This is a genomic window from Agarivorans sp. Z349TD_8, assembly GCF_050870825.2.
Taxonomy (GTDB): domain Bacteria; phylum Pseudomonadota; class Gammaproteobacteria; order Enterobacterales; family Celerinatantimonadaceae; genus Agarivorans.
The window spans coordinates 4,600,796-4,627,675 of sequence record NZ_CP194037.2 but is presented as its reverse complement, the minus strand read 5'-3'; the positions used below and the strand labels follow the sequence as shown (position 1 = coordinate 4,627,675).

General features: G+C 46.1%; 21 protein-coding genes. 12 read left to right on the top strand and 9 right to left on the bottom strand.

What is annotated here, in order from left to right:
• Positions 1-158: 158 nt before the first annotated feature.
• The gene (locus ACRRS1_RS20915; RefSeq protein ID WP_432468799.1) at positions 159-2,201 is read left to right on the top strand and encodes a starch-binding protein; all 2,043 of its coding nucleotides are present in this window, start codon (positions 159-161) and stop codon (positions 2,199-2,201) included.
• Positions 2,202-2,514: 313 nt separating this feature from the next.
• Here ACRRS1_RS20915 and ACRRS1_RS20910 read toward each other — a convergent pair whose 3' ends face one another.
• The 4 genes from ACRRS1_RS20910 to ACRRS1_RS20895 form a co-directional block, all read right to left on the bottom strand.
• Positions 2,515-5,691 carry an efflux RND transporter permease subunit gene (locus ACRRS1_RS20910; protein ID WP_432468800.1) on the bottom strand — a complete coding sequence of 1,059 codons (3,177 nt, stop codon included), beginning with the start codon at positions 5,689-5,691 and terminating at the stop codon, positions 2,515-2,517.
• A gap of 2 nt (positions 5,692-5,693) precedes the next feature.
• A complete protein-coding gene (locus ACRRS1_RS20905) occupies positions 5,694-6,716 on the bottom strand; it encodes an efflux RND transporter periplasmic adaptor subunit (protein ID WP_432460366.1) in 1,023 nt (340 codons plus the stop codon).
• 53 nt (positions 6,717-6,769) lie between these two features.
• Complete coding sequence (locus tag ACRRS1_RS20900; RefSeq protein WP_432463974.1) at positions 6,770-8,458, bottom strand: FAD-dependent oxidoreductase; 1,689 nt, start codon at positions 8,456-8,458, stop codon at positions 6,770-6,772.
• Between the two features lie 86 nt (positions 8,459-8,544).
• Positions 8,545-8,730: a YgaP family membrane protein gene (locus ACRRS1_RS20895; RefSeq protein ID WP_432455588.1), complete on the bottom strand. Its 186-nt coding sequence runs from the start codon at positions 8,728-8,730 to the stop codon at positions 8,545-8,547.
• A gap of 137 nt (positions 8,731-8,867) precedes the next feature.
• On the opposite strand from ACRRS1_RS20895, the gene ACRRS1_RS20890 reads away from it, so the two are divergent.
• Genes ACRRS1_RS20890 through ACRRS1_RS20880 form a run of 3 tightly spaced genes read left to right on the top strand, consistent with a single transcriptional unit; the run spans position 8,868 to position 10,062 of the window.
• Positions 8,868-9,164, top strand: a complete 297-nt coding sequence (locus ACRRS1_RS20890; protein ID WP_432455589.1) for an ArsR/SmtB family transcription factor — start codon at positions 8,868-8,870, stop codon at positions 9,162-9,164.
• A gap of 54 nt (positions 9,165-9,218) precedes the next feature.
• Positions 9,219-9,647: a YeeE/YedE family protein gene (locus tag ACRRS1_RS20885; RefSeq protein WP_432468801.1), complete on the top strand. Its 429-nt coding sequence runs from the start codon at positions 9,219-9,221 to the stop codon at positions 9,645-9,647.
• A complete protein-coding gene (locus tag ACRRS1_RS20880; protein ID WP_432455591.1) occupies positions 9,640-10,062 on the top strand; it encodes a DUF6691 family protein in 423 nt (140 codons plus the stop codon). Before ACRRS1_RS20885 ends, ACRRS1_RS20880 begins: the two co-directional genes overlap by 8 nt.
• 55 nt (positions 10,063-10,117) lie before the next feature.
• Here the strand turns inward: ACRRS1_RS20880 and ACRRS1_RS20875 are convergent, their stop codons facing one another.
• Complete coding sequence (locus ACRRS1_RS20875) at positions 10,118-11,308, bottom strand: ROK family protein (RefSeq protein WP_432460364.1); 1,191 nt, start codon at positions 11,306-11,308, stop codon at positions 10,118-10,120.
• Between the two features lie 300 nt (positions 11,309-11,608).
• Between ACRRS1_RS20875 and ACRRS1_RS20870 the strand changes: the two genes are divergently transcribed.
• Positions 11,609-12,328: a substrate-binding periplasmic protein gene (locus tag ACRRS1_RS20870; protein ID WP_432468802.1), complete on the top strand. Its 720-nt coding sequence runs from the start codon at positions 11,609-11,611 to the stop codon at positions 12,326-12,328.
• A 17-nt stretch (positions 12,329-12,345) separates the two neighbouring features.
• Here the strand turns inward: ACRRS1_RS20870 and ACRRS1_RS20865 are convergent, their stop codons facing one another.
• Positions 12,346-13,446: a phosphotransferase gene (locus tag ACRRS1_RS20865; RefSeq protein ID WP_432468803.1), complete on the bottom strand. Its 1,101-nt coding sequence runs from the start codon at positions 13,444-13,446 to the stop codon at positions 12,346-12,348.
• Positions 13,447-13,653: 207 nt separating this feature from the next.
• Positions 13,654-15,672, bottom strand: coding sequence for a DNA helicase Rep (rep, locus tag ACRRS1_RS20860; protein ID WP_432468804.1), 2,019 nt, complete (start codon positions 15,670-15,672; stop codon positions 13,654-13,656).
• 177 nt (positions 15,673-15,849) lie between these two features.
• On the opposite strand from rep, the gene ACRRS1_RS20855 reads away from it, so the two are divergent.
• The 3 genes from ACRRS1_RS20855 to ACRRS1_RS20845 are packed head-to-tail and all read left to right on the top strand — an operon-like array spanning position 15,850 to position 20,637.
• On the top strand, positions 15,850-16,416 hold the full coding sequence (locus tag ACRRS1_RS20855; RefSeq protein WP_432460361.1) for a TetR/AcrR family transcriptional regulator: 567 nt from the start codon (positions 15,850-15,852) through the stop codon (positions 16,414-16,416).
• A gap of 16 nt (positions 16,417-16,432) precedes the next feature.
• Positions 16,433-17,554 (top strand): efflux RND transporter periplasmic adaptor subunit, encoded by a 1,122-nt coding sequence (locus ACRRS1_RS20850; RefSeq protein ID WP_432468805.1) that lies wholly within the window; start codon positions 16,433-16,435, stop codon positions 17,552-17,554.
• Positions 17,555-17,565: 11 nt separating this feature from the next.
• Positions 17,566-20,637 (top strand): efflux RND transporter permease subunit, encoded by a 3,072-nt coding sequence (locus tag ACRRS1_RS20845; protein ID WP_432468806.1) that lies wholly within the window; start codon positions 17,566-17,568, stop codon positions 20,635-20,637.
• A 298-nt stretch (positions 20,638-20,935) separates the two neighbouring features.
• On the opposite strand, the gene tcdA is transcribed toward ACRRS1_RS20845, so the two are convergent.
• Positions 20,936-21,724: a tRNA cyclic N6-threonylcarbamoyladenosine(37) synthase TcdA gene (gene tcdA, locus ACRRS1_RS20840; RefSeq protein ID WP_432468807.1), complete on the bottom strand. Its 789-nt coding sequence runs from the start codon at positions 21,722-21,724 to the stop codon at positions 20,936-20,938.
• A 242-nt stretch (positions 21,725-21,966) separates the two neighbouring features.
• On the opposite strand from tcdA, the gene ACRRS1_RS20835 reads away from it, so the two are divergent.
• Positions 21,967-22,494, top strand: coding sequence for a DUF4136 domain-containing protein (locus ACRRS1_RS20835; protein ID WP_432463972.1), 528 nt, complete (start codon positions 21,967-21,969; stop codon positions 22,492-22,494).
• 53 nt (positions 22,495-22,547) lie between these two features.
• Here ACRRS1_RS20835 and ACRRS1_RS20830 read toward each other — a convergent pair whose 3' ends face one another.
• Positions 22,548-24,011, bottom strand: coding sequence for a sensor domain-containing diguanylate cyclase (locus ACRRS1_RS20830; RefSeq protein ID WP_432463971.1), 1,464 nt, complete (start codon positions 24,009-24,011; stop codon positions 22,548-22,550).
• A gap of 175 nt (positions 24,012-24,186) precedes the next feature.
• On the opposite strand from ACRRS1_RS20830, the gene ACRRS1_RS20825 reads away from it, so the two are divergent.
• The 3 genes from ACRRS1_RS20825 to ACRRS1_RS20815 are packed head-to-tail and all read left to right on the top strand — an operon-like array spanning position 24,187 to position 26,855.
• Positions 24,187-25,221: an acyltransferase gene (locus tag ACRRS1_RS20825; RefSeq protein ID WP_432468808.1), complete on the top strand. Its 1,035-nt coding sequence runs from the start codon at positions 24,187-24,189 to the stop codon at positions 25,219-25,221.
• A gap of 34 nt (positions 25,222-25,255) precedes the next feature.
• Positions 25,256-25,696 carry an HNH endonuclease gene (locus tag ACRRS1_RS20820; RefSeq protein WP_432468809.1) on the top strand — a complete coding sequence of 147 codons (441 nt, stop codon included), beginning with the start codon at positions 25,256-25,258 and terminating at the stop codon, positions 25,694-25,696.
• 43 nt (positions 25,697-25,739) lie between these two features.
• Positions 25,740-26,855 (top strand): DNA alkylation repair protein, encoded by a 1,116-nt coding sequence (locus ACRRS1_RS20815; protein ID WP_432468810.1) that lies wholly within the window; start codon positions 25,740-25,742, stop codon positions 26,853-26,855.
• Positions 26,856-26,880: the final 25 nt, after the last annotated feature.

The following is a 26,880-nucleotide window of genomic DNA, read 5'->3' as shown; positions in this document are numbered from 1 at the left end:
AAATTGAGCGTCGAGGTATATCGCCAAGGATGGGTAAGTTTGGATTTTACTTGTGGTTCTTTCCTGCGGTTTATTTACCTTCTCACCATAGACCACCAAAGAGTGGCGGTGAAACATTAGTCTAAAGAGACGCTCAAAGATTACACGGGAAAGTAGCAATGAGAAAATTTAGTAAAATCGCCACTAGCGCCTTGCTAGCTGGTGCGGCGCTGAGCTATGCCTCTAGCGCCACGGCAGTGCCTCGCACTGCTTTTGTTCATTTGTTTGAGTGGAGTTGGCAAGATGTTGCCACCGAATGTGAAACCTTTTTAGGGCCTAAGGGCTTCGCTGCGGTACAAGTCTCCCCACCAAATGAGGGGGTAGACAATCCCGCTTGGTGGGCTCGTTATCAGCCAGTGAGTTATCGCTTCAATAGCCGCAGTGGCAACCGCGAGCAGTTTCAAGATATGGTACAACGCTGTAAGGCTTCGGGTGTCGATATTTATGTCGATGCGGTGATTAACCATATGGCAGCATGGGACCGATATTTCCCCGATGTTCCCTATGGCACCAATGATTTCAACTCTTGTACTCGCGAAATAGATTATGGCAATCGTTGGCAGGTACAGTATTGTGATCTAGTGGGCCTCAATGATTTAAAAACCAGTTCTGATTACGTACGACAAAAAATTGCCGATTATATGAATGATGCCACGAGTATGGGGGTGGCTGGTTTTCGAATTGATGCGGCAAAACATATCCCTGCGGAAGATATCGCGGCGATAAAATCTAAACTGAATGGCAATCCATATCTTTTCCAAGAAGTGATCGGTGCTGGTGGCGAGCCGATTCGTCCAACCGAATATACTTATAATGGTAACGTGACGGAATTTGCCTTTGCGCGCCAAATTGGTCCGGCATTTCGTAATAGCAACATTGCCTGGTTGAGAAATCTATCGTCTTCGATGGAGCTAGCCAGTGCTGACGCCGTGACTTTTGTTACCAATCATGATGAGGAACGACATAATCCTAACGGACCGATTTGGCATGGTACAGCGGGTGATGGTTACTTCTTAGCGAATATTTTCACCCTTGCTTATCCTTATGGTTATCCAAAAATCATGTCGGGTTATTACTTTAATGGCGACTTTGATGCGGGTCCACCAAGTACTGGTGTGCATACTGGCAATGCCTGTGGTTTCGATGGTGGGGACTGGGTTTGTGAGCATAAGTGGCGTGGTGTCGCGAATATGGTGGCATTCCGTAACCACACTGCGGCACAGTGGCAATTAACCAATTGGTGGGATAATGGTAACGACCAAATTGCTTTTGGTCGCGGCGGCCTAGGTTTCGTTGTGATCAACAAGCGCGCAGACGGTACTCTAGAGCAAGATCTGAATACTGGTATGGCGGACGGTGACTACTGTAATATTATTGAGGCTAACTTCGATGAGACGAGCGGTGAGTGTATCGTTTCGGCGGATGCGAAAGGTCCTGGAGTGATTACCGTGAGTGGTGGAATGGCCCACTTCAGCGTGAGTGGCGATAATGCTGCGGCGATCCATGTTGGCGCAAAAATTGAGCCTTGTACTGGGGATGATTGTGGTTGTAGCGGAAGTGCTTGCCTGACTCCTGTGACCGCCAGCACCATTTGTTATGACAACGCGGCTCAATTTAATTCGCCAAGCCTTTACTATTGGGGGGCTCAACCTTTGGGCAGCTTAGCCGATGCCAATTGGCCTGGTGTGAGCATGCAGAAAAATGGTAGTTTTTACTGTCATGATCTTGGGGCAAGCCTCAGTCGTGTGAATGTTATCTTTAGTGATAATGGTGCTAAGCAAACTGCCGATTTAACCGTAGCAGGTGCCAGCTGTTACCAAGGCGGACAATGGAAGAGTTTGACCGACTGTGGTTTTATCGTCACGGATCAGCCGGTGGGTGGCAGTGAAGTGTGTTATGACAACCAAGTTGGCTTTACTAATCCAAGCATTTATTACTGGTCAGTTCAAGCTGAAACGGTTGTGAACGATGCCCAATGGCCTGGTACTGCGATGCAGCAAAAAGGGAATTACTATTGTTATGATTTTGGCACCCCCTTGAGTCATTTAAATGTGATTTTTAGTGATAATGGCGCCAATCAAAGTAGTGACTTGAGTACCGATGGTGATGCGCTTTGTTACGCCTCTGGAAGCTGGGTTGCGTCAAGCAATTGCAGCGACTAATTTGCTTGCGGGTTACCTTTAATCGTGGCGGTAAAACGATTGTACTAACCGCATAGCAAACCTTCATTTATTCATGCGTCTCGATTGTGCCCGGCTTGTGCCGGGCTTTTTTATGCTGGGCGCGGTGAGGGACTCTTAGCGGCACCACATAGGGCTTTGTGAGAGCGAAGCGAGTCAGGCTCCGCGCTTCGGTGGCGTCCGTGCATCATTGCCGTACACTGCAGGATGAATGAAACAGGCCCACCTTTGCAGATCCAGATAGGCCCGATCTTAAGATTGTAAGCAGGCGATAGCGGGCATCCACGGATTGTGATTATCCTTGAGGATAGTGCTTACGCATTAAGGCAAAATATAATACTGGTATAACCACTAAGGTCAGTAGCGTAGAAACCAGAATTCCAAAGATAAGGCTGATGGCTAAGCCATTAAAGATTGGGTCATCGAGGATGAATAAAGCCCCGATCATCGCGGCTAGTCCGGTTAACACGATGGGTTTGGCTCGTACCGCCCCCGAACTTATTACGGCTTTGGAAAAAGGTATACCAGCGCTTGCCTGCTGATTGATAAAATCCACCAGCAAAATAGAGTTACGCACAATGATCCCCGCGAGGGCTATCATACCGATCATCGATGTGGCAGTGAACTGGGCGCCTAATAGGGCGTGTCCCGGCATGACCCCGATGATGGTTAACGGGATCGGAGCCATGATGATCAAGGGGACCAAATAAGAACGAAACTGGGCAACCACTAATAGGTAAATCATGATCATCCCCACCGCATAGGCGAGTCCCATGTCGCGGAAAGTTTCGTAGGTTATTTTCCATTCACCATCCCATAAAATGGCAATCTCGCTCAGCCCATCAGGTTGGTCGATATAGTGTTGCGCAAAAGGCAAGCCGGCATCTTTGGCACTGAAGGCCATCTCAAACATGCCGTATAAGGGACTGTCTAAATCACCAGCCATGTCGGCAACGACCATAATCATAGGAATGGCGTTTTTATGCATAATCGGCAGGTTAGTGCTGCCTTGATTGATGCTTACCAATTCACTCAGGGGGATCGCATCGCCTTGTGGGTTATGCAGTCGTAAATTGAGCAGCTGCTCTAAATCAAACTTGTCTTTTTCTGCCAGCTGTAAGCGGATCGGGACCGGATAGAGTTGTTGTTCTCGATGTAAGAAGCTGACATCTTTTCCGCCAATCGCGGTGGTAATGAGGGTAACAATGTTCCCATAGCTAATCCCAAGCTGAGCACTCTTACTACGATCAATCGTAATTCGCCATTGAGTTTGTGGGCTGGGTTGCATGATGTCGATATCAACGATGTCGTTGGTATGATGAAAATGCTGCATTAAAGCACTTGCGGCTTGTTGGCGTATTTCATCGCTGGGGCCATAGACCTCTGCCACAATTGGTGACCAAACTGGTGGCCCTGGCGGGACTTCAACGATTTTGATGTTGGCCTGATAGGGGGCGCCGATCGCTTGCAGTTGTTGTCGCACCGAACTGGCAATACTGTGACTATCACGTTGCCGATGGGCTTTATCAACTAAGTTTACCTGGATATCACCGAGCTCTTGGCTACTGCGTGTATAGTAGTGACGGACTAAGCCATTGAAGTTAATCGGGGCGGTGGTGCCGGCATATAGTTGTAAGTCAGCAACTTCGGGGATGGTGAGCAAGTAATCGCTCAGCTCAAAGAGAAGTCTTTGATTTTGCTCTAAACTGCGCCCTTCAGGTAGATCAACCATCACCTGAAACTCTGACTTGTTGTCGAAGGGAAGCATTTTCATAACCACCAATTTATTAATGGGTAAGGCGACGGCGGCAATAATCATCAATAGTACGACTAACCACAACCAGATCCGGTTCTTGCCGCCTCGGTGAGGGTCTAGAAACGGCCGCATTAGTTGTTCGAATAAACGGTGTAATTTCGAGCCTTGGCTCGATTCGGCTGGATGATCAGGGGTATTTTTGAGTAGTTTAGCGCTTAGCCAAGGTGACAGGATAAAGGCCACCGACAAAGAGATTAACATGCCAAGGCTGGCATTAATTGGAATGGGGCTCATGTAGGGCCCCATCAAACCGGAAACAAAGGCCATCGGAAGCAGTGCGGCAATCACGGTAAACGTTGCCAAAATAGTTGGCCCCCCCACTTCATCTACCGCTTGAGGGATAATTTGGCTTAGCTTGGCGGGTTCGGCATGCTTGGCTGCCAGCCGCATATGTCGGTGGATGTTTTCGACCACCACAATTGCGTCATCGACTAGAATGCCGATGGAAAAAATCAGTGCAAAGAGAGAGACTCGATTAAGGGTAAAGCCCCAAGCCCAGGAAGCAAATAAAGTCATCGCGAGGGTGATGACAATCGCGATCCCCACCACAATAGCTTCTCGCCAGCCCATGGCCAGCAGCACCAACAGTACAACGGCGATTGTGGCAAACACCAGTTTGCCAATCAGGGTATTGGCTTTGTCAGCGGCAGTGGCGCCATAATTACGGCTCAGTTGGTGTTTCACCTGATGTGGAATGAGTACATTATCCAGTTGGCTTAGCCGTTGTTCGATACGTTCCGCCAGTTGTACCGCGTTTTCACCCGCTTGTTTGGCGATAGCAATCGTGACGGAAGGAAATTTACCTTGCTGGTTGACCAGCCACACGCTTTGACTGGGTAATTCAGCTCCAACCTTGATGCTGGCAACGTCAGCCAAGAATACCGGTTTTTGATTGTGGGTTGCTATCACCAAGTTCTCTAATTCGCTGGCGGATCGTAAGAATTGCCCGCTTTGCACCTTGATGACTCGGTTATCTTGGATCAGATCGGCTAATCCTGATTGTTGGTTATTGCTTTGTAACTGCAGGGCGATCTGGTCAAATTCGACCCCATAGGCGTTGAGTTTCACTGGATCAACTCGGACTGAAGCGACCATCGCTTGCTCACCTAAGGTATAGACATCTTTGGTGCCGGGGATCCGTTTTAATTCAGTTTCTAAAGTGCGGGCGATTTTAGTTAGGTCGAAGGGACTCAGTGTGAGACTCTCGTCCCATAAGGACAGGCTTACGATGGGCACATCGTCAATTGCTCTGGGTTTAATTAAGGGTTGTCCGACGCCCGCACCACTGGGGAGCTTGTCTAAGTTTGCATAGATTTGGTTGTATAAGTTTACGATGGCGTCATTGCGTTTTACACCGACATCAAACACCACAATAATCATCGCACCATTGGGTTGTGAGAATGAATACAGAGTATCGATACCATTCAGCTCGGAGATGATTTTTTCTGCTGGTAGCGTAACTAAATTCTCGACTTCTTTGGGACTTGCACCGGGGAAGGGAATATAGACATCAGCAAAGGTCACATCAATTTGTGGTTCTTCTTCTTTGGGGGTGATCAGTACCGAAAATATCCCAAGTAATAGACCAATTAAGGCTAATAAAGGGGTAATCGGTGAGTTTAAGAAGCGCTCGCCAATGCGTCCTGCAATTCCCATGACTACTGCTCCCCATCTAACATCGCTTGGTAAGCCGATAGTGCGATTTGGTCATTTTCTTGTAAGCCAGAAAGCACTTGTACCTGTTGTTGTTTGCGTTCTCCAAGGCGAACTTGGTTCAGGCTAAAGCCCTTGGCAGTTTTTAAATAGACCGCACTGAGTTCATTGAGCTGTAATACCGCAGACTGAGGGATCCAGATTTGCTCTCGCCAGCCGTAACTAAAACTCAATTTCGCCCAGCTACCGGGATAAATGTTGGCGCGTTCAGTGGGCAGATTAAGCCGGATCTTGAAAGTGTGAGATTGTTGATCGGCGTGGCTAAACAGAATAAAGTCCTTGGACTGTATCGGATTTTGGCCATCGATAATCAGCGAGAACAAAGTTTGATTATTAATCACATCTAAATAACGCTGTGGCACATTGGCCACCGCACGCATATGTTCGAGTGAGTAGCCAGAATAAAGTGCCTGGCCTTGTGAAATGGTCTCACCCAATTGCACATGGCGTTCGGTTACAACGCCAGAGAAAGGTGCTTTAACAACGGTGTAATCAAGCGTTTCTTTTGCTTGTACTAGGGCGGCCTTGGCGGCTTTTACTGCACTGGTTGCTGCCTTTGCCTCTGTTTCGGCCAGATCCAGTTGACCCTTAGAGACCGCGCCTTGGGGATAGAGCTTTTGCAGGCGTAACCATTGGCGTTGCGCTTCGTTGTTTTGCGCAATGGCACTGCTGAGTTGGGCGTTTGCCGCGGCGTAGGCGGCCGATTGCTGAGTGCTGGTGATTTCGAGAATGATGGCGTCTTTCTCGACAAAATCATTCACATCATAATAAAGGCTTAATACTCGCCCCGAGGTCTGTGCAGCTAAGGTTGCCGCATCGACAGCTTCGATGACCGCGTCGAGTTCAACATGAATGGGGGTCATTGCCGAGCTGACCGTAACCGTTTCTAGGTCTGCAGGGGCGGCATCAACCGTGTTGGCTGCAAACGTTAGCAGTCCAGTGAAAAAAACAGTGGCTAAGCTTTGCATCTGACATCTCCCTTGTAAAAAGGCGCTAGTACTAGCGCCGTAGTCCTAGTCTGCTAAAGACAAGCTTGCTCTGCGAGCCAAGTTTTATAGCCTCCGGTAAGATTTTTGGCCTTAAAACCAAGATTGGCTAACTGGCGATAGGCAACGTTGCCACGTAAACCAACCATGCAATAAATGAGTATTTCCTTGTCTTTAGGGAGCTCATCAATGCGTTCACGAAGTTGATCCACTGGAATGTTGATTGCTCCGGGGATCCTACCGAGTTGCTCTAATTCGTTGGGATTGCGCACGTCTAAGATAAGTTGTTGCTCGGAGGCTTGATTGATTTCAGCGCTATGACACAGGTGGGTATGCCCTTCAATACTATTCGCTGCGACAAAGCCTGCTTGGTTAATGATATCCTTCGCGCTGCCAAAAGGTGGCGCATAAGTTAGCTCAAGGTGTTGTAAGTCGAAGACGGTCATACCGGCTCGCTGGGCGACCGCAAGGATATCAATTCGCTTGTCGACTCCCTCTTTACCTATCGCTTGTGCGCCATAGATCAAGCCACTTTGAGGATGAAATAATAGTTTTAAATTTATTGGCTGAGCGCCCGGATAATAGCCGGCGTGGCTTGCTGCGTGCAGGTATACTTTTTGATACTCAAGCCCCTTAGCTTGCAAGTTTTTTTCATTTAAGCCGGTGGAAGCTACGGCTAAATCGAAGACTTTACAGATAGCCGTACCCTGGCTGCGTTGGTAGTGCTCGTTGGCACCAAAGATGTTATTTGCAACCATTCGTCCTTGACGATTCGCTGGCCCCGCAAGTGGGATTAATGCGGCATCTCCGGTGACAAATTCAGGGTCTTCTATGGCATCCCCCACCGCATAAATAGATGGGTCGGAAGTTTGTAGTTGGCTATTCACTTGAATCCCGCCGAGTTTTCCTAACTCAAGCCCTGCAAGCTTGGCTAAGCTCGTTTCTGGTTTTACCCCGATAGCCATGATGAGGAGTTCTGTTTCGAGCATCTCACCATTGCTGAGGCGCAAAGAAAGCGCGTCGGAATTGAGGTTTGCCAGCTCTTCTTTTTGTTCCGCAGCGGGGGGGAATACCGCTTCTAAGGCGACGCCTAAATGTAAATCAACACCGTGATGGCGTAGCTCTTGGTGAAGTGGGCTGGCCATTTCTGGGTCGACCGGTGCCATGATCTGAGAAGAAAGTTCAATCAGGCTGGTATTGATTCCACGTTGCACCAATGCTTCAGCCATTTCTATGCCAATAAAGCCACCGCCAACTACGGTGGCATGTTTGGGTTGATTGATATCGATACTGGCGATGATTTTGTCCATATCAGGAATATTGCGCAGTGAAAAGGTGCGCTGATTATCAATACCGGGTAATGGGGGGACAATTGGTGCGGCTCCTGGGCTAAGCACCAGAGCATCGTAACTTTCTTGGTAATCTTGCTGAGTCAGTAAGTCGCGGATCGTTACCGTTTTGTGTTCTCGGTCAATGCTCAGTACTTCATGCATCACTCTGACATCAACATTGAAGCGGGCTTTAAAGCTTGCGGGAGTTTGCAATAACAGCGCATCACGTTGTTCGATGTCGCCACCAATATGATAGGGCAGGCCACAGTTTGCAAAAGAAATATAGGGGCCGCGTTCCAACATAATAATTTCAGCGCTTTCACTTAAACGCCGCGCCCTCGCTGCAGCTGAAGCGCCGCCTGCAACTCCCCCCACAATAACAATCTTACGCATAACTCTCTCCAAAAATTAAACTATAGCGGTATCGGCAAATACCGCTCTTGAAACTCAAGACTAAATTGATAAATATCAAACGCCGTTTATTTAAAACCTAGACGTTTAAACACCATTGCCGCTGGGCAAAAGCCAGTCACTGCACTTTGGATTAGGTTCACTCCGATGAATACGGTAAACCAAACAAAGTTAGGATGAACCCAGTAAGTTAATAGCAGTGAGCACAACACCATACTGCCAGCAAAAATCCGAACCACATTTTCTAAAGACATAATCGACCTCCTGAAAAACTGTAGTAACTTTATATTAGCTTTATCTAATTCGCAATGGTCTAAATTAAAATATTCTAAATTAGATTTGACTAAACAAGGTGGTTTTGTATAATTTCGCCATGTTGATAGGGGGAACTATGCAAGATGTATTGGCGCTACGTAACAATGTTTTATTAGTCAGTGAGTTGCTTAAAACTATTGCTCATCCCGATCGCCTAGTCGTACTTTGTTTGCTTAGTGATGGTGAAATGGGGGTGACAGAACTACGCCAATATAGTCAAAATAGTCAGTCTGCGTTTTCTCAACATTTAAAGGTATTAAGAGAAAGTCAGTTGGTGTCGGTGCGTAAAGAGTCTCAAAATGTTTATTACTCTTTAGCCGATCCTCGGATTAAGCAGTTACTTAGTAGTTTACGACAAAATTTCTGCGGTTAATTTTTAACAGCCCACCTACAGCCATCATTTTCTATTCTTTTCTTGGAGTTATTTATGAGTCACTTTACCCCTTGGAGCGCCCTGTTGGGGGGCATGTTATTGGGCCTGTCTGCGTCTTTGTTATTACTGTTGACGGGTAGAACTGCAGGGATTAGCGGTGTATTAGGTGGCATTTTGGGCGCGGCTAAGAGTGAATGGCCATGGCGGGTTGCTTTCATTGCAGCGATGGCAGTCAGCGTGTTGATTACCCAGCCATTGGGGGTGAGTTTACCGATGCTGCCTAATTATTCCTTGGCTTGGACCATTATCGCTGGCTTGGCGGTGGGCGTGGGGACACAATTGGCTAATGGCTGTACAAGTGGCCATGGGATCTGTGGGATTGGCCGATTTTCCACTCGGTCTATTTTAGCCACATCGATATTTATGTTTACTGCGGTGTTGGTGGTGGGCTTGAATGCCCATTTTGGACTCGTCCATGTATAAAGTTATCGTGGGTTTAGTCACCGGTTTATTATTTGGTCTGGGGATGAATATATCGCAAATGGTTGACCCGAATAAGGTGCTTAATTTTTTAGATATATTTGGCGCTTGGGATCCGAGTTTAGCCTTTGTGATTGGCGGTGCTTTGCTGGTCTTCATTCCTTTTTACCATTTAATTATCAAGCCTCGCCGGCTGGCTATAAATGGCGATGAGTATCGCTGTGTATCGGTTAAACAAGCGATTACTGGGCGTCTGGTTGTAGGCTCCGTGTTATTTGGTATTGGCTGGGGCATGGTTGGTATCTGTCCGGGTCCTGCTGTCGCGGGTCTGTTACGTGGAGATATGATGATTTATTGGTTTATTGCCAGCATGTTGTTTGGCCATTACGCGAGTCAGTGGATTTTTGCTAAGACTTAAACCAGAAACCAGGAGGAAGCAGGGCTTCCTCTTATGGCTTGCTCGGTGAGCGGGATTAGTCGGTGTGTTGCTGAATGATGGCAATGATCCCTAGCCCCGATAAGTCTTCATTCCAATTGCAAGTTTCAACCACGTTTTCAACATGATGATAAGGCAATACACTGGCTTCTAAAGTGTTATTCATGGCGCTTTGCATGTGGCTAAATGCTCTGATTCCAGGGCCAGAGATAACAATTTTCTGTGGGTTAAATAGCGCCATGATATTGGCTAAACCTAGACCTAACACCATGCCTGCTTGATTAAATATTTGGGTCATGGGCTCATTGGGATTGCTGGCTAACTGATTTAAATGCTGCATTTGTTGTTCGCTAGGATGGAGTAAATCATCTTGTGGTAATTTATAGATAGCGCAAGCATCTCGATAGATGGCGTAATCGCCTAGGTAAGCCTCGATACAGCCGCGTTTACCGCAACGGCATTGTGGCCCATTGAGACTGAATTTGGTGTGGCCAAATTCCGTTGAAGCGATCATCGATGGTTGATAGCTTGGATTGTTCACAATTAGTCCCATGCCAACCCCGTAGCCGAGTTGAATAGCAACTAAGTTATCTGTTGCTCGGTATTGCTCTTGATTCTTGATGGCAACGGCTAAGCAATAGGCGTCATTTGCCATAAAAACAGGGAGTTCCAAGCGTTGTTCGAGTTGATCGAGTAGTTGTGGATGTTCACCACATACCGCTGGGCTCCATAAAATTCCCCGAGCATCACTTCTTACGACGCCTTGCTGAGCAATGCCGAGTCCACGGATCTTACTGCGGTCGAGACCTTGTTGTTGAATGAAGTCTTCAACCACATCATGCAACCAGTTAAGAAGTTGTATTTGATTGAATTCTAGAGTGGCTGGATTCAACTTTGTTTGCCCCACAATTTTTCCAGTTGCGTCACCGAGGAATAGTCGGACTTCATTGATGGATAGCTTAAGACCAATATAAAAAGCAGCATCACTTACAATTTTTAGTTTAACTTTGGGGCGACCCCGGCTTGCGGATGGATCTAATTCGCTTCTTTGTTCGCTGAGTAAACCTTGTTGAAGTAATTCGGCAGTGATGGCGGTGATGGTCGCTGGACTTAGCTTACTGTAAGAACCTATATCAACTCTTGCTAGTTCCTGATGTTGGCGAAGTGTCCGCAAAATATCTCGACGGTTAGCGGCTCGGATCAACTCAGTTTCAGTCACTTTCTTCATGCAATGATGGCCTGCAATAATAATTTATGTATTAAAAATAGTCACTTATCTATTAACTCGTCAGCAAATTTTAGCGAATTGTTAATTGAGTCACGCATTCAATACAAAGGGTCAGTTGCTGGCTGGCTTTCATTGTGGGCTTCGCTGTAGAAAATCTGCAGCGAATTGCTCCAATTGTCGCTTGTGTATTAAACGACGGGTAGACAGCCAGAAAAGATAACTTGACTGCCAAGATTTAGTTGTTTGCTGGGACTTGACTATAGTTTAACCACGACCTGTTGGATTTAGATTGGAGGCTGTTTGCAATTTTATGTTTGGCTGCGGTTATGGCTCAGTCTTATTCTTTTGAATCTAACCCCTTGCTTGTTGGCTGATGAATTACGGGTGGTCACCCATGTATTACCCCCTTACACTGTGTTGGAAGACCAACGGCTTAGTGGTTCATCTGTCGATTTGGTTTATTGCACTTTAAATTCTCTCAATCAACCTTATTCGGTGACTGTTCGTCCAGTGTCTCGCGCTGAACAGCAGCTGGAGCTAGGACTGATGGACATGTTTTTTATCGCAAGTGAAACTTCGGCAAGGAGTGCGGTGGCGGCGTTTAGTCAGCCAGTTGCCTATGCCAGACGGATGTTATATGGTCTCAATGAACACTTGCCAACGATGAATGATGCTCAAATAAGACAATTAACGGTGGGTGTATTGCATGGTTCGGCGATGCACCGCTGGTTGTTAGATCAGCAGTTTCCTCATATTAAATCACGTTATAACTACCATATTTTGTTTGAAATGTTAGATCGTGGGCGTATCGATTCGGTATTAGCACCAGAAGATGTATATCAGCAAGAGCTATCGGATCAGCATATTCGTCAGAAGTTATATAGCAAATTAATGAAATACATACCGATCGGTGTGTATATCAGTCACACTTGGTTGGCAGAGCATCCTGGGTTTATGGCTGCTTTTAATCAACATTTGCAAATTTGCAAAAAAACTAACAGTAAACCAGCAGAGCGCTGAGCATTTCATTGGATCTGCTATGACTGTTGGTACTGCTTCGCTAAATGCCGATAAGCTTGATATTTTTTGATCAATTCGATTTGGCTGAGTGTGGCATTATCGAATAGTAAGGCACCGTTGTTTTCTAGTTGCAGAAACACCGTCGCTAACATGGTAATGACTTTGTCGATCCGCTTTAAGGTCATTGTCGTGCAGCTCTTACCGTGAATGTCATCGGCAATATCAAGACAATGCGAGCGAAAACTTTCGCTAATAAATAAGTTTTTTAAGGAGCGTTCGTTATCTAAGGCATATTCCCAGCGCTCGATAATTTCAGTTTGCCATTGAATAATAAGCGGTTGTGCGTAGTTTTGCTTTAGCCAAATGAGCTTTTGGGTATAGCTGTCGAGAGCGGTTTCCTTCAATTCACGAAATAGCGCCAGTTGATCGGCTGGGCTCATCACATCCTGATAACGCAATAAGTAACCGAATACGTTACGGGTTTCTAGACGTTCTGCCGCATGAAAAGCGGGTGAGGCGAGACCGTCACTATTGTAGTGTTCGAGGGGGTTATAAGCATACATATAGCCAAAATCGAATAAGTGAATATTACGGCCATCGTATAAAATATTCCCTGGGCATAGATCCCATTCCATCAGACCTGCTTGCTCCAGAGCGAACAGCGTGGCAAATATCTGACGGAATATCTCCCGGCTAAAACTGGCGAGAGGTTTACCGTCGATCCACGGTGATAAAATGAATCCTAGCCGATAATTTGCGTAGAGCGTAGTTACCAGAGGTGCAAAAGCTTTAGCGGTTCGGGGGGAATCTTTTAAGGCTTGGATATCTCGGCGGCGTTGCACTTCATTTAAAAATGAAGTTTCACCATCCACATTATGCACTAAAGCCTGCGCTCGCTTTCGCTTTAGATTGTAGTGACGGCCATGAATATACAAGTGGAGCACAATGGCGGTTAAGCCGTCTTCAAAGGTTTCGACGACATAGGGGGAATCAAGCCTTAAGCTTGCTAACTCTTCGACGGGCAATGGGCAGGCCTCTGCTTGCCCAACAATAATGTTTGCTTCACCCTGCTGAAAGTTTAACTGCGTCTGTTGGCGTTGCTTCACGAGTGGGTTCATCGTATTGACCTCACATCCATTGATCCTAATTTGCTGAGTCTATGCCGATCGCAGAAGCAAGTAAGGTAAAATTTAGAGATGAAAACCTTTTCGGTCACAGAACTTCCACTAGCAGCCGAAATTATTCGCTTGGGATCACATCTACGACCTAATTTAGGCTTGAGGTTTGTCCAATAAGTGACCTTTAATTGATTAAAAAATAAAGATTTATTTATCTTTGTTGAGCGCTGCACGAAGTGCCGCAATACCAATTGAGCCTTTTTCTTGGCGTTGCTCTATACTTTCTTTTTGGCGTCTTTGTTCCCAAATGAGATCGTTTTGAGGTAATTCATAGAGAAAGCGGCTTGGCTCAGGCTTAATTAATTCACCAAACTGACGGCGTTCTTTGGTTAAGGTAAAGGTGAGTTCTCGTTGCGCTCGAGTGATCCCCACATAAGCTAGGCGCCGCTCTTCATCAACATTTTCCTCATCGATACTGCTTTGGTGGGGGAGCAGACCTTCTTCCATTCCGATTAAGTAAACATAAGGAAATTCCAAACCTTTTGAGGCATGTAAGGTCATCAATTGCACTTGATCACTTTCTTCATCGTCTTCGCCTCGTTCCATCATGTCTCGTAACATTAAGCGATTCACAACTTGCGGCAGGTTCATCGCCTCGTTGTCGTCATCTCCTTCTAACATTCCGCTCACCCAGCGAAACAGCTCAGACACGTTTTTCATCCGCATTTCTGCGGCTTTAGGGCTGGGACTGGTTTCGTAAAGGAAGTCTTCGTAGTGAATATCACGGATTAAATCACGCACCGCTTGCAGTGCATCTCCCTGTTCTACCCGCTGTGCGAGGCTGAGTAACCAGTGGCTGAACTGGCCGACAGATTTGAGTGCTCGGGTGGGTAAAATGCCTTCCATTTCAGAATGTTTTGCTGCAGCAAACAAACTGATTTGTTGCTGGTTGGCAAAGCTGCCTACTTTTTCCAAGGTGCTTGGGCCAATTTCACGGCGGGGGGTATTAATCACTCGCAGCAAGGCATTGTCATCCTCCTGATTTACTAAAACGCGTAGGTAGGCCATGATATCTTTGATTTCGGCGCGAGAGAAAAATGACGTGCCACCACTAATTTTGTAGGGCACGCGGTTGTTCATCAGAACCTTTTCTAATAAGCGTGACTGGTGATTGCCTCGATAGAGAATCGCGTAGTCTTTATGGCTGGCACCATTCATAAAGCGATGGCCGATTAATTCGGCGACCACACGCTCAGCTTCTTGCTCTTCGTTCTTGGCGAACAATATTTTGACCGCTTCACCATAATCGAGTTCGGAGAATAAGGTTTTATCAAATATATGTTCGTTATTTTCGATCAGAATATTGGCACATTTTAGGATCCGCTGAGTTGAACGATAGTTTTGCTCTAACTTGATGACCTGTAATGCCGGGAAGTCGGTTTGCAGTTGCATCAAGTTTTTCGGTTGTGCACCGCGCCAAGAATAAATGCTCTGGTCATCATCTCCAACCACGGTAAAACAAGCCCGGCTGCCGGCGAGTAGCTTGACCAGTTGATACTGGCTGGTATTGGTATCTTGGTACTCATCTACCAGTAGGTATTGAATGCTGTCTTGCCAACGTTGGCGAACTGCCGAATCGTGGGTGAGTAGCAGAGTTGGCATTAAAATTAAGTCATCAAAATCCAAGGCATTATAAGCGGTGAGTTGGCGTTGGTAAGCTTCATATAGACTGGCAAATAATTGCTGTTGTTCGCCTTGCGCGTGGCGTAGCGCCTGAGTGGGCAAAATGAGGTCATTTTTCCAGTTGGAAATGCTGGTAATCAGCTGTTTAAGTAAATCTTTATCGCCTTCTAGCTGTTGTTCCGTTAACTCTTTGAGTAAAGACATTTGGTCTTGGTCATCAAATAGCGAGAAGTTGGGTTTTAGTTTTAAACTTTTATATTCACGACGAATAATATCTAAACCTAAGGTATGAAAAGTCGACACTCGTAAGCCGCGGCTTTCTTTGCGTCCTAGGGTCTGTCCCACTCGCTCCTTCATCTCTCTCGCCGCTTTATTGGTGAATGTCACCGCTGCAATGTGTTTCGGCTTATAGCCACAGTTTTGAATTAAATGGGCAATTTTGTTGGTAATGACTCGTGTTTTTCCGCTACCTGCGCCAGCTAATACTAAACAGGGGCCCGAGACATAACTGACAGCTTTTGATTGAGCGGGGTTTAACTTCACAAGGAGGTCCTTCAATAATTGGCCGACTATTTTAGCTGATTGACGTAAGGCAATCTATGCTGCTGTTCGTGTGGTTTTTAGAATTGAGAACGAAAAAACTGTGAACTGAACACATATTCATTGATTAAATTGTTCATTGTTTTATACTTTTCGACTTTATGAATCAGTGTTCATTTTATGACTAGTGATAAACGTGTGCGTATTTTGAGCGCAGCTGGCGTCTTAATTAGTCGCTCTGGGGTTGACGCTTGTTCTATCCATCGCGTGGCAAAGCAGGCGGGGGTGGCTACCGGAACGATTTATTTATACTTCAAAAATAAAGAAACCCTGATGGCTGAACTGCATGAACGTAACTTACGTTTGTATGCCGAAGCTTTTGTTGCGGGGGTTGAAGATGAGTCTGACTTGCTGGGTCAGCATCGTCGTCTTTGGCGAAATGCGCTAAATTATCATAAGCTGAATCCAACGATACATCGTTTATGGGTTCACTTAGAGACCTTACCCAGGGGTCATCGTCATCAACAATTGGTTGAAGATTTGTTTCAGCCGGTAAAACATTTTTTAAGTTCAGGTGTCGAACAAGGCTACTTTAAACCTTTACCTGGAGAGTTGTTATACGCTTTGGCCTTTGGTCAAATTAATGAAATCTGTCGTTTTATGATGCTTCGGCAAGTGCAATTTAGTGAGCAAGATATGGATGCTGCTCAATTAGCTAGCTGGGACGCTATTATTTTACATCCTTAGTGACTGGAGTTGGGAAATGAAGAAATGGATGGCGATCATGCTACTTATCGCAGTGGTACTGTTTGGTAGTGTGTTTGGTTTTTACTTGTTTAAACAAAAAATGATTGCTCAATTTATGGCGAATAGACCGATACCTGAATTGCCCGTTGAGGTGGCTTCAGCTAAGGCGCAAGATTGGCATCCAGCAATTGAATCGATCGGTTTTATTGAACCTTATCAGGGCGTTAATATTTCTAGCTCGGTATCAGGCTTGGTAACTGACATTCATTTTTCATCGGGTGATACCGTAAAATCGGGCCAACGCTTGGTGAGCTTAGAAGCTGATGTAGAAAGAGCTAACTTAGCCAGTGCCGAAGCGAAATTACCTGCGATTAAGCGACAAATGGAGCGTAATAAAACGTTGTTAACCAAAGGTTCGGTGTCGCAAACCCAGTTCGATGACTCGGAAGCGACTTATTTAGCTTTGGTGAGTGAGATAGCATCTTTAAAAGCGACCATTGAACTTCGTGAAATTCGCGCTCCCTTTGATGGGGTGATGGGGATCCGCCAAATCAACCTTGGTGAGTATTTGCAGCCAGGGAATGACATCGCGCGCTTAGAAAACCTGAATCGCATGTTGTTACGCTTTATTGTTCCACAAAAAGAGATTTCGCTGATTGATGTGGGGACTGAAGTTGAGCTGAATACCGACGCTTACCCTGAACAGTGGTTTAAAGGAAAAATTACCACTATCGAACCTACGGTTGATTCGCAAAGTGGGGTGATTCAAGTACAGGCGACCTTACCTAACGATGAAGCCTTACTGCGTTCCGGTATGTATGCCAGCGTTCGTATTTGGCAACCGGTACAAGCCAATCAAGTGGTAGTTCCGCAGCAAGCAATTACCTTCTCCTTGTATGGTGAGTCTATTTATGTGATTGAACCACAAACCGCAGAGGATGGCAGCGAGCTCTTAGTTGCTAAACAACGTACGGTCACCATCGGTGAGCGTCGTGGCGATGTTGCGGTGGTGACCTCGGGTATTAAAGCGGATGAGCAGGTTGTGGTGTCTGGACAGGTTCGTTTGCGTAATGGTGCTCGGGTGAAACTTGTCGAAGACAACTTCGTTCAGCGCGATCAAACTTTGCCAAAAGACTAGGAGCTTAGGTCATGAAATTTACCGATATTTTTATTCGGCGACCCGTATTGGCTCTGTCTTTGAGTTTGTTGCTATTAATTGTGGGTATGCAATCCATATTTAAGCTGCAAATTCGTGAGTACCCAGAGTTAACCAATACGGTGATTACTGTTACCACCTCATATTATGGTGCGCCAGCAGAAGTGATTCAGGGTTTTATTACCCAACCTTTACAACAGTCGATTGCGGAAGCCGATAACCTCGATTTCTTAGAGTCTAAATCGGCGATGGGTAGCAGTACGATCACTGCGTATATGAAAACTGGTGCCGATCCCGATGCAGCTTTATCTGAGGTGATGGCTAAAGTTAACGCGGTTCGTGCGCAGTTACCGAGTGAAGCTTTAGATCCAAATATTGCCCGTTCTACCGGTTCTAGTACCTCGATTATGTATATTTCCTTTAGCAGTGAGGATTTAAAATCAGCTCAGCTGGTGGATTACGTGAATCGAAACGTACAGCCGCAAATGGTGACGGTGACAGGTGTTGCCAAGGCCAATGTTTATGGTCCACAGTTGTCGATGCGGGTGTGGTTAGATCCGGTGAAATTGGCGAACCACAAACTGACTGCCGCGGAAGTTGTGAGTGCATTGCAAAATAATAACTTTAGATCGGCGCCTGGTCAGGCCAAGAGTCGCTTCGCGGTATATAACGTTGAAGCGGATACTGATCTGAAGACGCGTGAAGAGTTCCAACAGTTGATTGTTTCGCGTAGTGCTTCGGGGATTGTGCGTTTAGGCGATGTGGCTGAGTTAGAGCTTGATTCTGCCCGGGAAACGGTTCGTGCCAAAGCCGATGCAACCACCGCGGTGGTGGTCGCCATCGATCCGACGCCAACCGCAAATCCACTTACCGTGGCAACACTGATTAACGAGATGCTACCCAATATTCAGGTTAATCTTCCAGATAGCATGAAGATGGAAGTACTCTATGACTCGACCGAATATATCGAGTCTTCGATCGATGAAGTATTACATACCATTGTCGAGGCAACGGTGATTGTGGTAGTGGTTATTTTCCTATTTATGGGGAATTTCCGTGCGGTATTGATCCCGGTGATTGCCATCCCACTGTCTTTGGTTGGTGTCTGTTTAGCGATGCAAGCGCTTGGTTTTTCGCTTAACTTATTAACCCTGTTGGCCATGGTACTGGCAATTGGTTTGGTGGTGGATGACGCAATTGTGGTGGTGGAGAACGTCGACCGGCACATTCGACTGGGAATGAAACCCTTCGATGCGGCGATCGTGGGGACTCGAGAAATTGCCCTTCCAGTGATTTCGATGACCATTACTCTGGCCGCCGTTTACTCACCGATTGCCATGGTCGAAGGTTTAACAGGGGTGTTATTTGCCGAATTTGCCTTAACTCTTGCTGGTGCGGTGGTGGTGTCGGGCTTTGTTGCCTTAACTCTATCGCCAGTGATGTGTTCGGTATTGCTAAAACATAACCCTCACCCTGGGCGTTTTGAAGCCGGTGTTCATCGTTTCTTGAATCGCTTAGACAGTGGTTACGATCGCATGGTGGGCGCGGTACTGGCTCGTCGCCCTGTGGTAGTCATCTTTGCGTTGATCGTGATGGGTTCTTTGTATCCTTTGCTAAAAATTATCCCTACCGAATTGGCGCCAGCCGAAGATAAAGGTGCGGCGATGATTATGGCAACTGGACCCGCCGGGGCAAACCTCGATTACGTTGATCAATACACCACTGAGATTGGTCGTCGGGCCTTGAAGTTAGATGATATTGCTGGTTCGTTCACCTTAGCGGGGATCCCGAGCTCTACCCAAGGTTTAGGATTCTTACGAACCGTGGTATGGGACGACCGTACTATGGATCAAGATACCTTGGTGAAAACGATTCAAGCAAAAACCGCGGATATGGCCGGAGTATCGGTCGCTTCATTCCCGCTACCGGTATTACCGGGCTCTAGTGGCGGTTTCCCTGTGCAGTTTGTATTGCAGGGAACTGGCGACTATCGTAGCTTAGTTAGCCTTGCGCAGGAATTACAACAAGCGGCGATGCAGAGTGGTTTCTTTGTGTTTAGTGACCTAGATACTAAGTTCGAAACTGGGACTTTAGATATTAAGGTGAACCGAGATAAAGCTGGGGCTTATGGGGTGAAAATGGCCGATATTGCCAGTACCTTAGGCACTTTAATGGGGGATGGTTATGTCAATCACATTAACTTTGATGGTCGCTCTTATGAGGTGATCCCACAGGTGAAACGTGAAGACCGTCTTAGCCCAGAAGCGATTGGTCAGTTTTATGTGAAAACTGTTGATAGCAGTTTGGTTCCATTAGTGAATTTGATTGATTGGAAGCTCAAAGGCCAACCGGAAGCCTTGTTGCAAATGAATCAGACCAACTCGGTGACACTGAATGCGGCGTTAATGCCGGGTCAAACCATGGGGGATGCTCTTAATTTCCTAGAGCAGAAATCAGCCGAATTATTGCCTAAGGGCTATAGCTTTAACTATAAAGGTGAATCCCGTCAGTTTAAGCAAGAAGGTTCGGCGCTGTTTTCCACCTTTGGTTTAGCTTTGGCGATCATCTTCCTGGTTTTGGCGGCTCAGTTTGAGAGTCTCCGTGATCCTTTGGTGATCATGGTCTCGGTACCTTTGGCGATTTGTGGTGCCTTGTTGATGATGGGCTGGGGCTTGGCGACCCTGAATATCTATACTCAAATTGGTATGATTACGCTGGTAGGTTTGATTACTAAGCACGGTATTTTGATGTGTGAAGTCGCCAAAGAACGGCAAATATTGCGTGGTGAAGATAAAATTACCGCGATTCGTCATGCTGCTCGAATTCGTCTACGGGCCATTTTGATGACGACCATTTCGATGGTGTCTGGCCTCATCCCCTTGTTATTGGCGGTGGGTCCGGGCGCAGCGGCTCGTTTTGATATTGGGATGGTGATTTGTGCTGGCTTGTCCATCGGTACGGTATTCACCTTGTTTGTATTACCGGTGATTTACTCTTACTTAGGTGCAAATCATAAGCAAATCCCAAGCGTGGAACATCTGCAAGGGGAAACTGTTGCGGATTAAGCTCTCATCGTTGATGTGAACAATGGATAAAAGCCCAGCACTGCTGGGCTTTTTTGTGTCAGTTGTTCATGGCGTCGAGAGCTTCGTATTATGCTACCAATCTGACAGTCTATTTGAGATCCAGGGCTGTATTGTTGATGCCGATACTAACGATGTTGGGCGATGCTCAGCATAGAAAGATGATTTTAAAGTGAGCCTAAAACATCGGGTGTATAAGCTTGGCACCATTCTGGGGGAGAGTTGCATTGAGTGCTGGTTGTTTGTTCTGCGCCACAATGTCACTACGCGCTAAACATGTTCAAGCCGCATTTGTTTGTTCGGCGAGTTTTTTTAGTACACGTGAGACAGCGGCGAAGCCAAAGCTTGCCGTTACATGCGTCACCGCCCCAAAACCACTGCTACAATCCATGCGCATACTGCCAGTACTATCGGGTTTGGCCATACAGGTGCCTCCGTCATCACTGGGGTAAATCAGCTGTTCGGTAGAATAGACACAATCGATGCCGAATTTACGTTTTGTATTTTTACTGAAGTTGTAAAAACGACGCAGCTCATTACGCACCTTGGCCGCGAGAGGATCTTGAACCGTTTTTGCCAAATCGCTTATGGTTATTTGAGTGGGGTCTATCTGTCCACCAGCACCGCCGACGCTAATTAGTTTGATTTTATTACGCTTACAATAAGCGATTAGCGCCGCTTTTGCTTTGACGCTGTCGATGGCATCAATCACATAATCGAAGTCTTGGGTTAGGTATTGGTATAGGTTATCTCGGGTGACGAAGTCTTCGATTTCCTGACAAATGCACTCGGGATTAATCTGTTGAATACGTTCGCACATGACCGCTGTTTTTGACAGGCCAACGGTCGCGCGAGTTGCATGTACTTGGCGGTTGGTATTGGTGGTGCAAATGTCGTCTAAATCGATCAGGGTAATTTTTCCGATCCCACTTCTTGCCAATGCTTCCGCGGCCCATGAACCGACTCCGCCGATGCCGATAACACAGACGTGAGAGTGCTGAAATTTACTGAGCGCGCGGCGGCCATAAAGGCGGGCGATCCCACCAAAGCGTTGTTCAAATTGAGACATAATAAACCATTGCTAAAATTACGTGGCGATTATAGCAAAGCGATTCACTCTGGGTAAGCACTGACGACTTGTTGAGCAGCCTGATGAGCCTGGTTAGTAAAACATCCTACTCGCAGCGGTTTAGTCTACTGAGCCGCGAAATAAATCTAAACAGCAAAGGCCACTTGCAGAGATCTATTTATCTTAAATTATGGTAGATTTAGGGAAATATTTTTAATGCTGCTTGCAGCAGGAGTTCCGCCATGTATCGAGTCTTCAGTATTGCCTTATTCACTTTGCTTTCGGTGGCTTGTACGATTCAGCCTGCAACTGATTACCAAGTGGGTCAAGACTTTTCGCAATATCATCATTACGCATTTGTTGCTGGTGCAGATGATGCGGTGCAAAGTCTCGACGAACAGCGTATCAAAGCTGAGTTAGCGGCTCAATTGGAGCAAAAGGGCTTGCAAATGGTTGCAGCAGAACAGGCTGACTTATTGGTTGACTATCGCGTTGATTCGGCTAGCGAACTAGAAGCTCTTGGTGGTAGCTTTTCGGTTGGTTTTGGCAGTCGGCATAGCGCAATTGGGATGAGTTCTCCCGACCGTTATAAAGAGCGTAAATATGGCAAATTAGTTGTGGAGCTGCTAGACCAACAGAATCAAACCATAGTTTGGCGCTCTATTTCTCAAAGCCAGTTAAAAGAGACGATGGGACCAGAGAGTCGCGCAAAATTTATTGCGGAACAGATTACCTTAATGTTAGCTCAATACCCGCCGCAACCAAGGTAACCTAGTGCTGAAATGCCCCAAGTTTTCATTGTGAGCTCGCCAACGAGTGAACTTTATGGGGCTATTTCACTACAATTACGACCGTTTCTCTTGGCGCTGTACATCGCTTGATCGGCACGGTTAATTAGTAAATTAACAAAAACTTCATGGCTTTTGGCCTGCGCAATCCCGCAGCTAATGCTTAACTGCAGTTCATTTCCATTCACGCAGACCGTGGTATGTTTGATTGCTAGGCGTATTTTTTCGGCCACCTCAAATGCGGCTGAGGCATCACAATTTGGCAATAGAACGATAAATTCTTCGCCTCCCCAACGGCAGATAATATCTGAGCCGCGCAGCTGTTCCGTGGCTAGTGCAGCAATGTGCTTGAGTGCTTCATCACCAACCAGATGGCCATATTGGTCATTAATTGCTTTGAAATGGTCAACATCAAAGATAACTAAGGAGCAAGGGCTGTTGGAGCGATGTTGAATGTCGATCACCTGTTCTAGCTGTATTTCAAAACTTTGTCGATTAAACGCGCCGGTGAGTTTATCGGTAGACGCCAGTTTTTCCAGACGACGTTGGTAATTTCCAATCGTAAAATTAGCCACTATTAACACAATGAAAGTCACCAGCAGGCTAATCAGTAGATTAATCCATAGAATCTGTTTGAGTTGCTTCGTAGCTGGCGCATCTTGTTGTTCAACCATTAAATACCAATTGAATTCGGGAATGTAGCGCGCATTTAGGTAAAATTGAAGATTGTCTTGCTTGAACTGGTAGCGTCCACTGGGGCTGGATAGTAAGGTCTTGGCCTGCTCCGATAAACCGGGGCGTTGATAGATATTTCGCGGACCACGGTAGTGTTCATCACTAAGCGCTACATTACCCTCAGGGTCGATGAAATAAACGCTACGTTGATAGCGTTGTTGATAAAGTGAAATTAGTTTTTTGACTAAGGTTACATTCAGACCAACCCCTGTCACCCCAATCAAATTGTGCTTGTAGTCATAGACCTTGTAGTTGACAAACACGGTCGTGCGGGTTGGGTCGGCGGTGTCATAATCAATGTTGGTTTCGTAGTCTTGGGTCTTTGGCAGTTGCTGCACTCGAAAATACCAAGCATCATTTGCTTCATCTGGCGAGAGCGTTTTAATGACACCTTTGGGATGATAGTAACGTAGGGTTTGATTAGATACAAAAAAAGTGGTGACGGTGTGATAGCGGTGCTGAATGGTGCTGAGGTAACGAACGATAGGCTCAACTTCGGTTTCTTGGTGTAATGCCCAATCGCGTAAAAAGGTATCTTGGGCCATTAAGGAAGAGATGAAAATGGGTTGTAGTAAATCTTGTTGAATCTCTGAATAAACGGTATCGCTGGTGAGCGGTAAATGGTTGGTTTCGATTTGTTGACTCATCGAGTGGTAGGCAACTTGGTAGCTTAACCATGAAGTTAAACAAAAGGAACAGAGTAGCAATATAGATAATACTAAAATAAACTTCTGTTTGCTGCCCCCGAACTGAGATATAGACACTTGCATTCCTTGCAAATTAACGATTATTCAATCTCTTAGTGTAAGGTTAAAGGTGGGTTAAGGCAATTAACGAAAGCCCTTTCTTGCTTGCTTGTCGGCGCTCATGTGGCGGTAAGTATAGCGGGGGAATAATTTTTAAGTGAGCGAACACTTCTATAAAGGTACATGAATTTTTATGAGCGATACTCAAGTGACTCGTCCTTCTTTATTTTATATCGAGTGCCTGCGTTTTATTGCAGTGATTGCGGTGGTGGGGATCCATGTTTTGGGGCCTTATCGGGAGTTAATTCCCAGCCTTGCCTGGCATCAGTGGTTGCCTGCGGTCTCATTGAATGCGATGAGTCGTTGGGCAGTGCCGATTTTTATGATGATTAGTGGCGCCTTATTGCTGTCAGATAGGCGGCCTTTTGACTGTGGTTATTATTTGTCACGGCGTTTAGCGAAGGTATTATTGCCATTTATTGCTTGGACGGTGATTTATGCAGTTGTTGCGGGATTTCATGATGGGCGTTGGTCGTGGACGATAACCGAAAGTCTGTTAGCACATGCCAACAATCAGCATACTTGGTATCACCTTTGGTTTTTTTACGATTTCATCCCCCTGTATTTTGTGATCCCCTTGTTAGCCCCGTTGCTGCATAAAATGGATCATCAGCGGGTTTTATTGTTATTGGCGGCGTGGTTATTGCTCACTTTAATGCATTGGTTAAAGGTAGAAACGCCATTGCGGCAAAACATCATTTTATATAGTGGTTATTTAGTTGTGGGTTGGTATTTGTTTAATCATGAACAGAAACCTTACTTGAGGTTTTGGTTGATGACTGGCCTTGCGACTTTAGGTTTCAATGTATTGGGCAGTGTTTATTACATTTGGCAGCAAGGGGAATATAGTAGTGTATTTATGGGCTATAAGAGCCTCAATACTGTAGTGATTGCCATGTCGTTATTTGTATTGGTGAAAGCCTACGCAGAAAAGGTGCCCAATGGTTGGAGACCGATGATTAAAACCGTCTCTAAATATAGTTTTGGGATCTATTTAGTCCACCCTTTGTTCCTGATCCCGGTTCGTCACCTAGACTATGGGATTTACCAATGGTTTGGCCATTCGAGTATCGCCCTGCCAGTGCTTATGGCGATTGTCTTACTGTTAGCTTTGGGTTTAAGTTGGTTATTCACTCGTTCTGTATTTACCCGGTGGTTAGTGCCTTAATAAGCCGTTATTTTGTCGTGAAGGAGCAGAATAAATGTACCTCGTTAGTTATTATTTGAATGGCAACATGAAGCGGAGCGACTATAAGACCGAAGCTGGCGCTTTAAGAGCGGTTTTTAAATGGCTTAAAGTGAATCAAGAGGCTAACCCAAAAGTAACTTTTTATGCGCCAGGTGAAACCCCTCAAGATTTCAGTCACTTTGAACAGGTCCCCTATCGTGAGCCGAAAACATTCAATTTTTATTCGTCTGCTAAGTGGTTACGTTTACGAAGCAAAGCCTTTGAGTTATACGGCAATACTTGTTCATGTTGTGGTGCTTCTCCGGCCACTGGCGCGGTGATGCACGTCGACCACATTCGGCCGAGATCGACGCATCCAGAGTTAGCATATGATATTGATAATCTGCAGATCCTCTGTGAGCATTGTAATGTCGGCAAATCCAATCTATCAACGTATCAATGGCGATCCAGATGATGAATCGTGAGATTCAATTTATTACATAGGATTTTAAGAGAATATGGCCGAACAAATGTTGATGAAAAATGCTTTAGCCGAACCTGCCTTGCAACGGATCGCAAAGGGTTTGGTGGCGGTGTATCCGCAATTTGATGCCTTAGGTTTTACGGAGTTGGCACAGGCAGGCTTAGAGCAATTAGAACTGAAGCAACGGGTGCAGCATATTATTGCGGCGTTGCAACAAACGCTACCGCAAGATTTTGGCCAAACAGCGAAGCTGTTGAGCAACTTACCAAAGTATTGGGATGGTGGTGATCCAAAGGATAGCTTACGTGGTTTTGCGATATGGCCAGTCACCGATTACGTGGCGGTGGCAGGTATCGAGCATCCTCTGCTGGCCCTACCTGTGCTGGCGAAGCTGAGCCCCCTATTTAGTGCGGAGTTTGCGATCCGCCCCTTTCTTGAGCTGCATCCGGAGCAAACCTGGGCACAGTTGCATCGCTGGCTGGCGCACCAAGATGAACATCTGCGGCGTCTGGTGAGTGAGGGTTGCCGTCCGCGTTTGCCTTGGGGAGCGCAGTTAAAGTCTCTGATCCGTGATCCATCGCCAATTATTCCTTTGCTGGAACAACTCAAGAATGATCCCAGTTTGTATGTGCGGCGCTCGGTGGCGAATAACCTCAATGACATCAGTAAAGATCATCCAGAGCGAGTTTTAGACTTATGTCAGGCTTGGCAAAAGAACCATGACCCACAGCTTGATTGGGTGATTAAACACGCGACTCGCAGCTTGGTGAAACAAGGCCATCCCTTGAGTTTCCCCTTACTCGGTTATACCGCGAAGCCAAAGCTGCAGCTGCAGGAATTTGCGCTGCTCAATGCTCGGTTTAAATTAGGCGATGTGCTCACTTTTGCCTTGGCAATAAGCGCTGAAAAAAGCCAACAAAAGTTTGTTTTGGACTACGCGTTGCATTTTATGAAAGCTAATGGCAAAACTGCGGCCAAGGTCTTTAAATTAAAAAATCTCTGTTTAAATCGGGGGGAGACTTTTGCGATGGAGAAAAACCACTCTTTTAAAGCGATTTCTACCCGAAAATACTATCCCGGCAAACATTATGTCGCGTTGCATATTAATGGGCGAGAGTTAGCTCGTTTAAGTTTTATCGTCGAAAGTTAAGTTTTTAAACTGGTTTGCTCTGCTC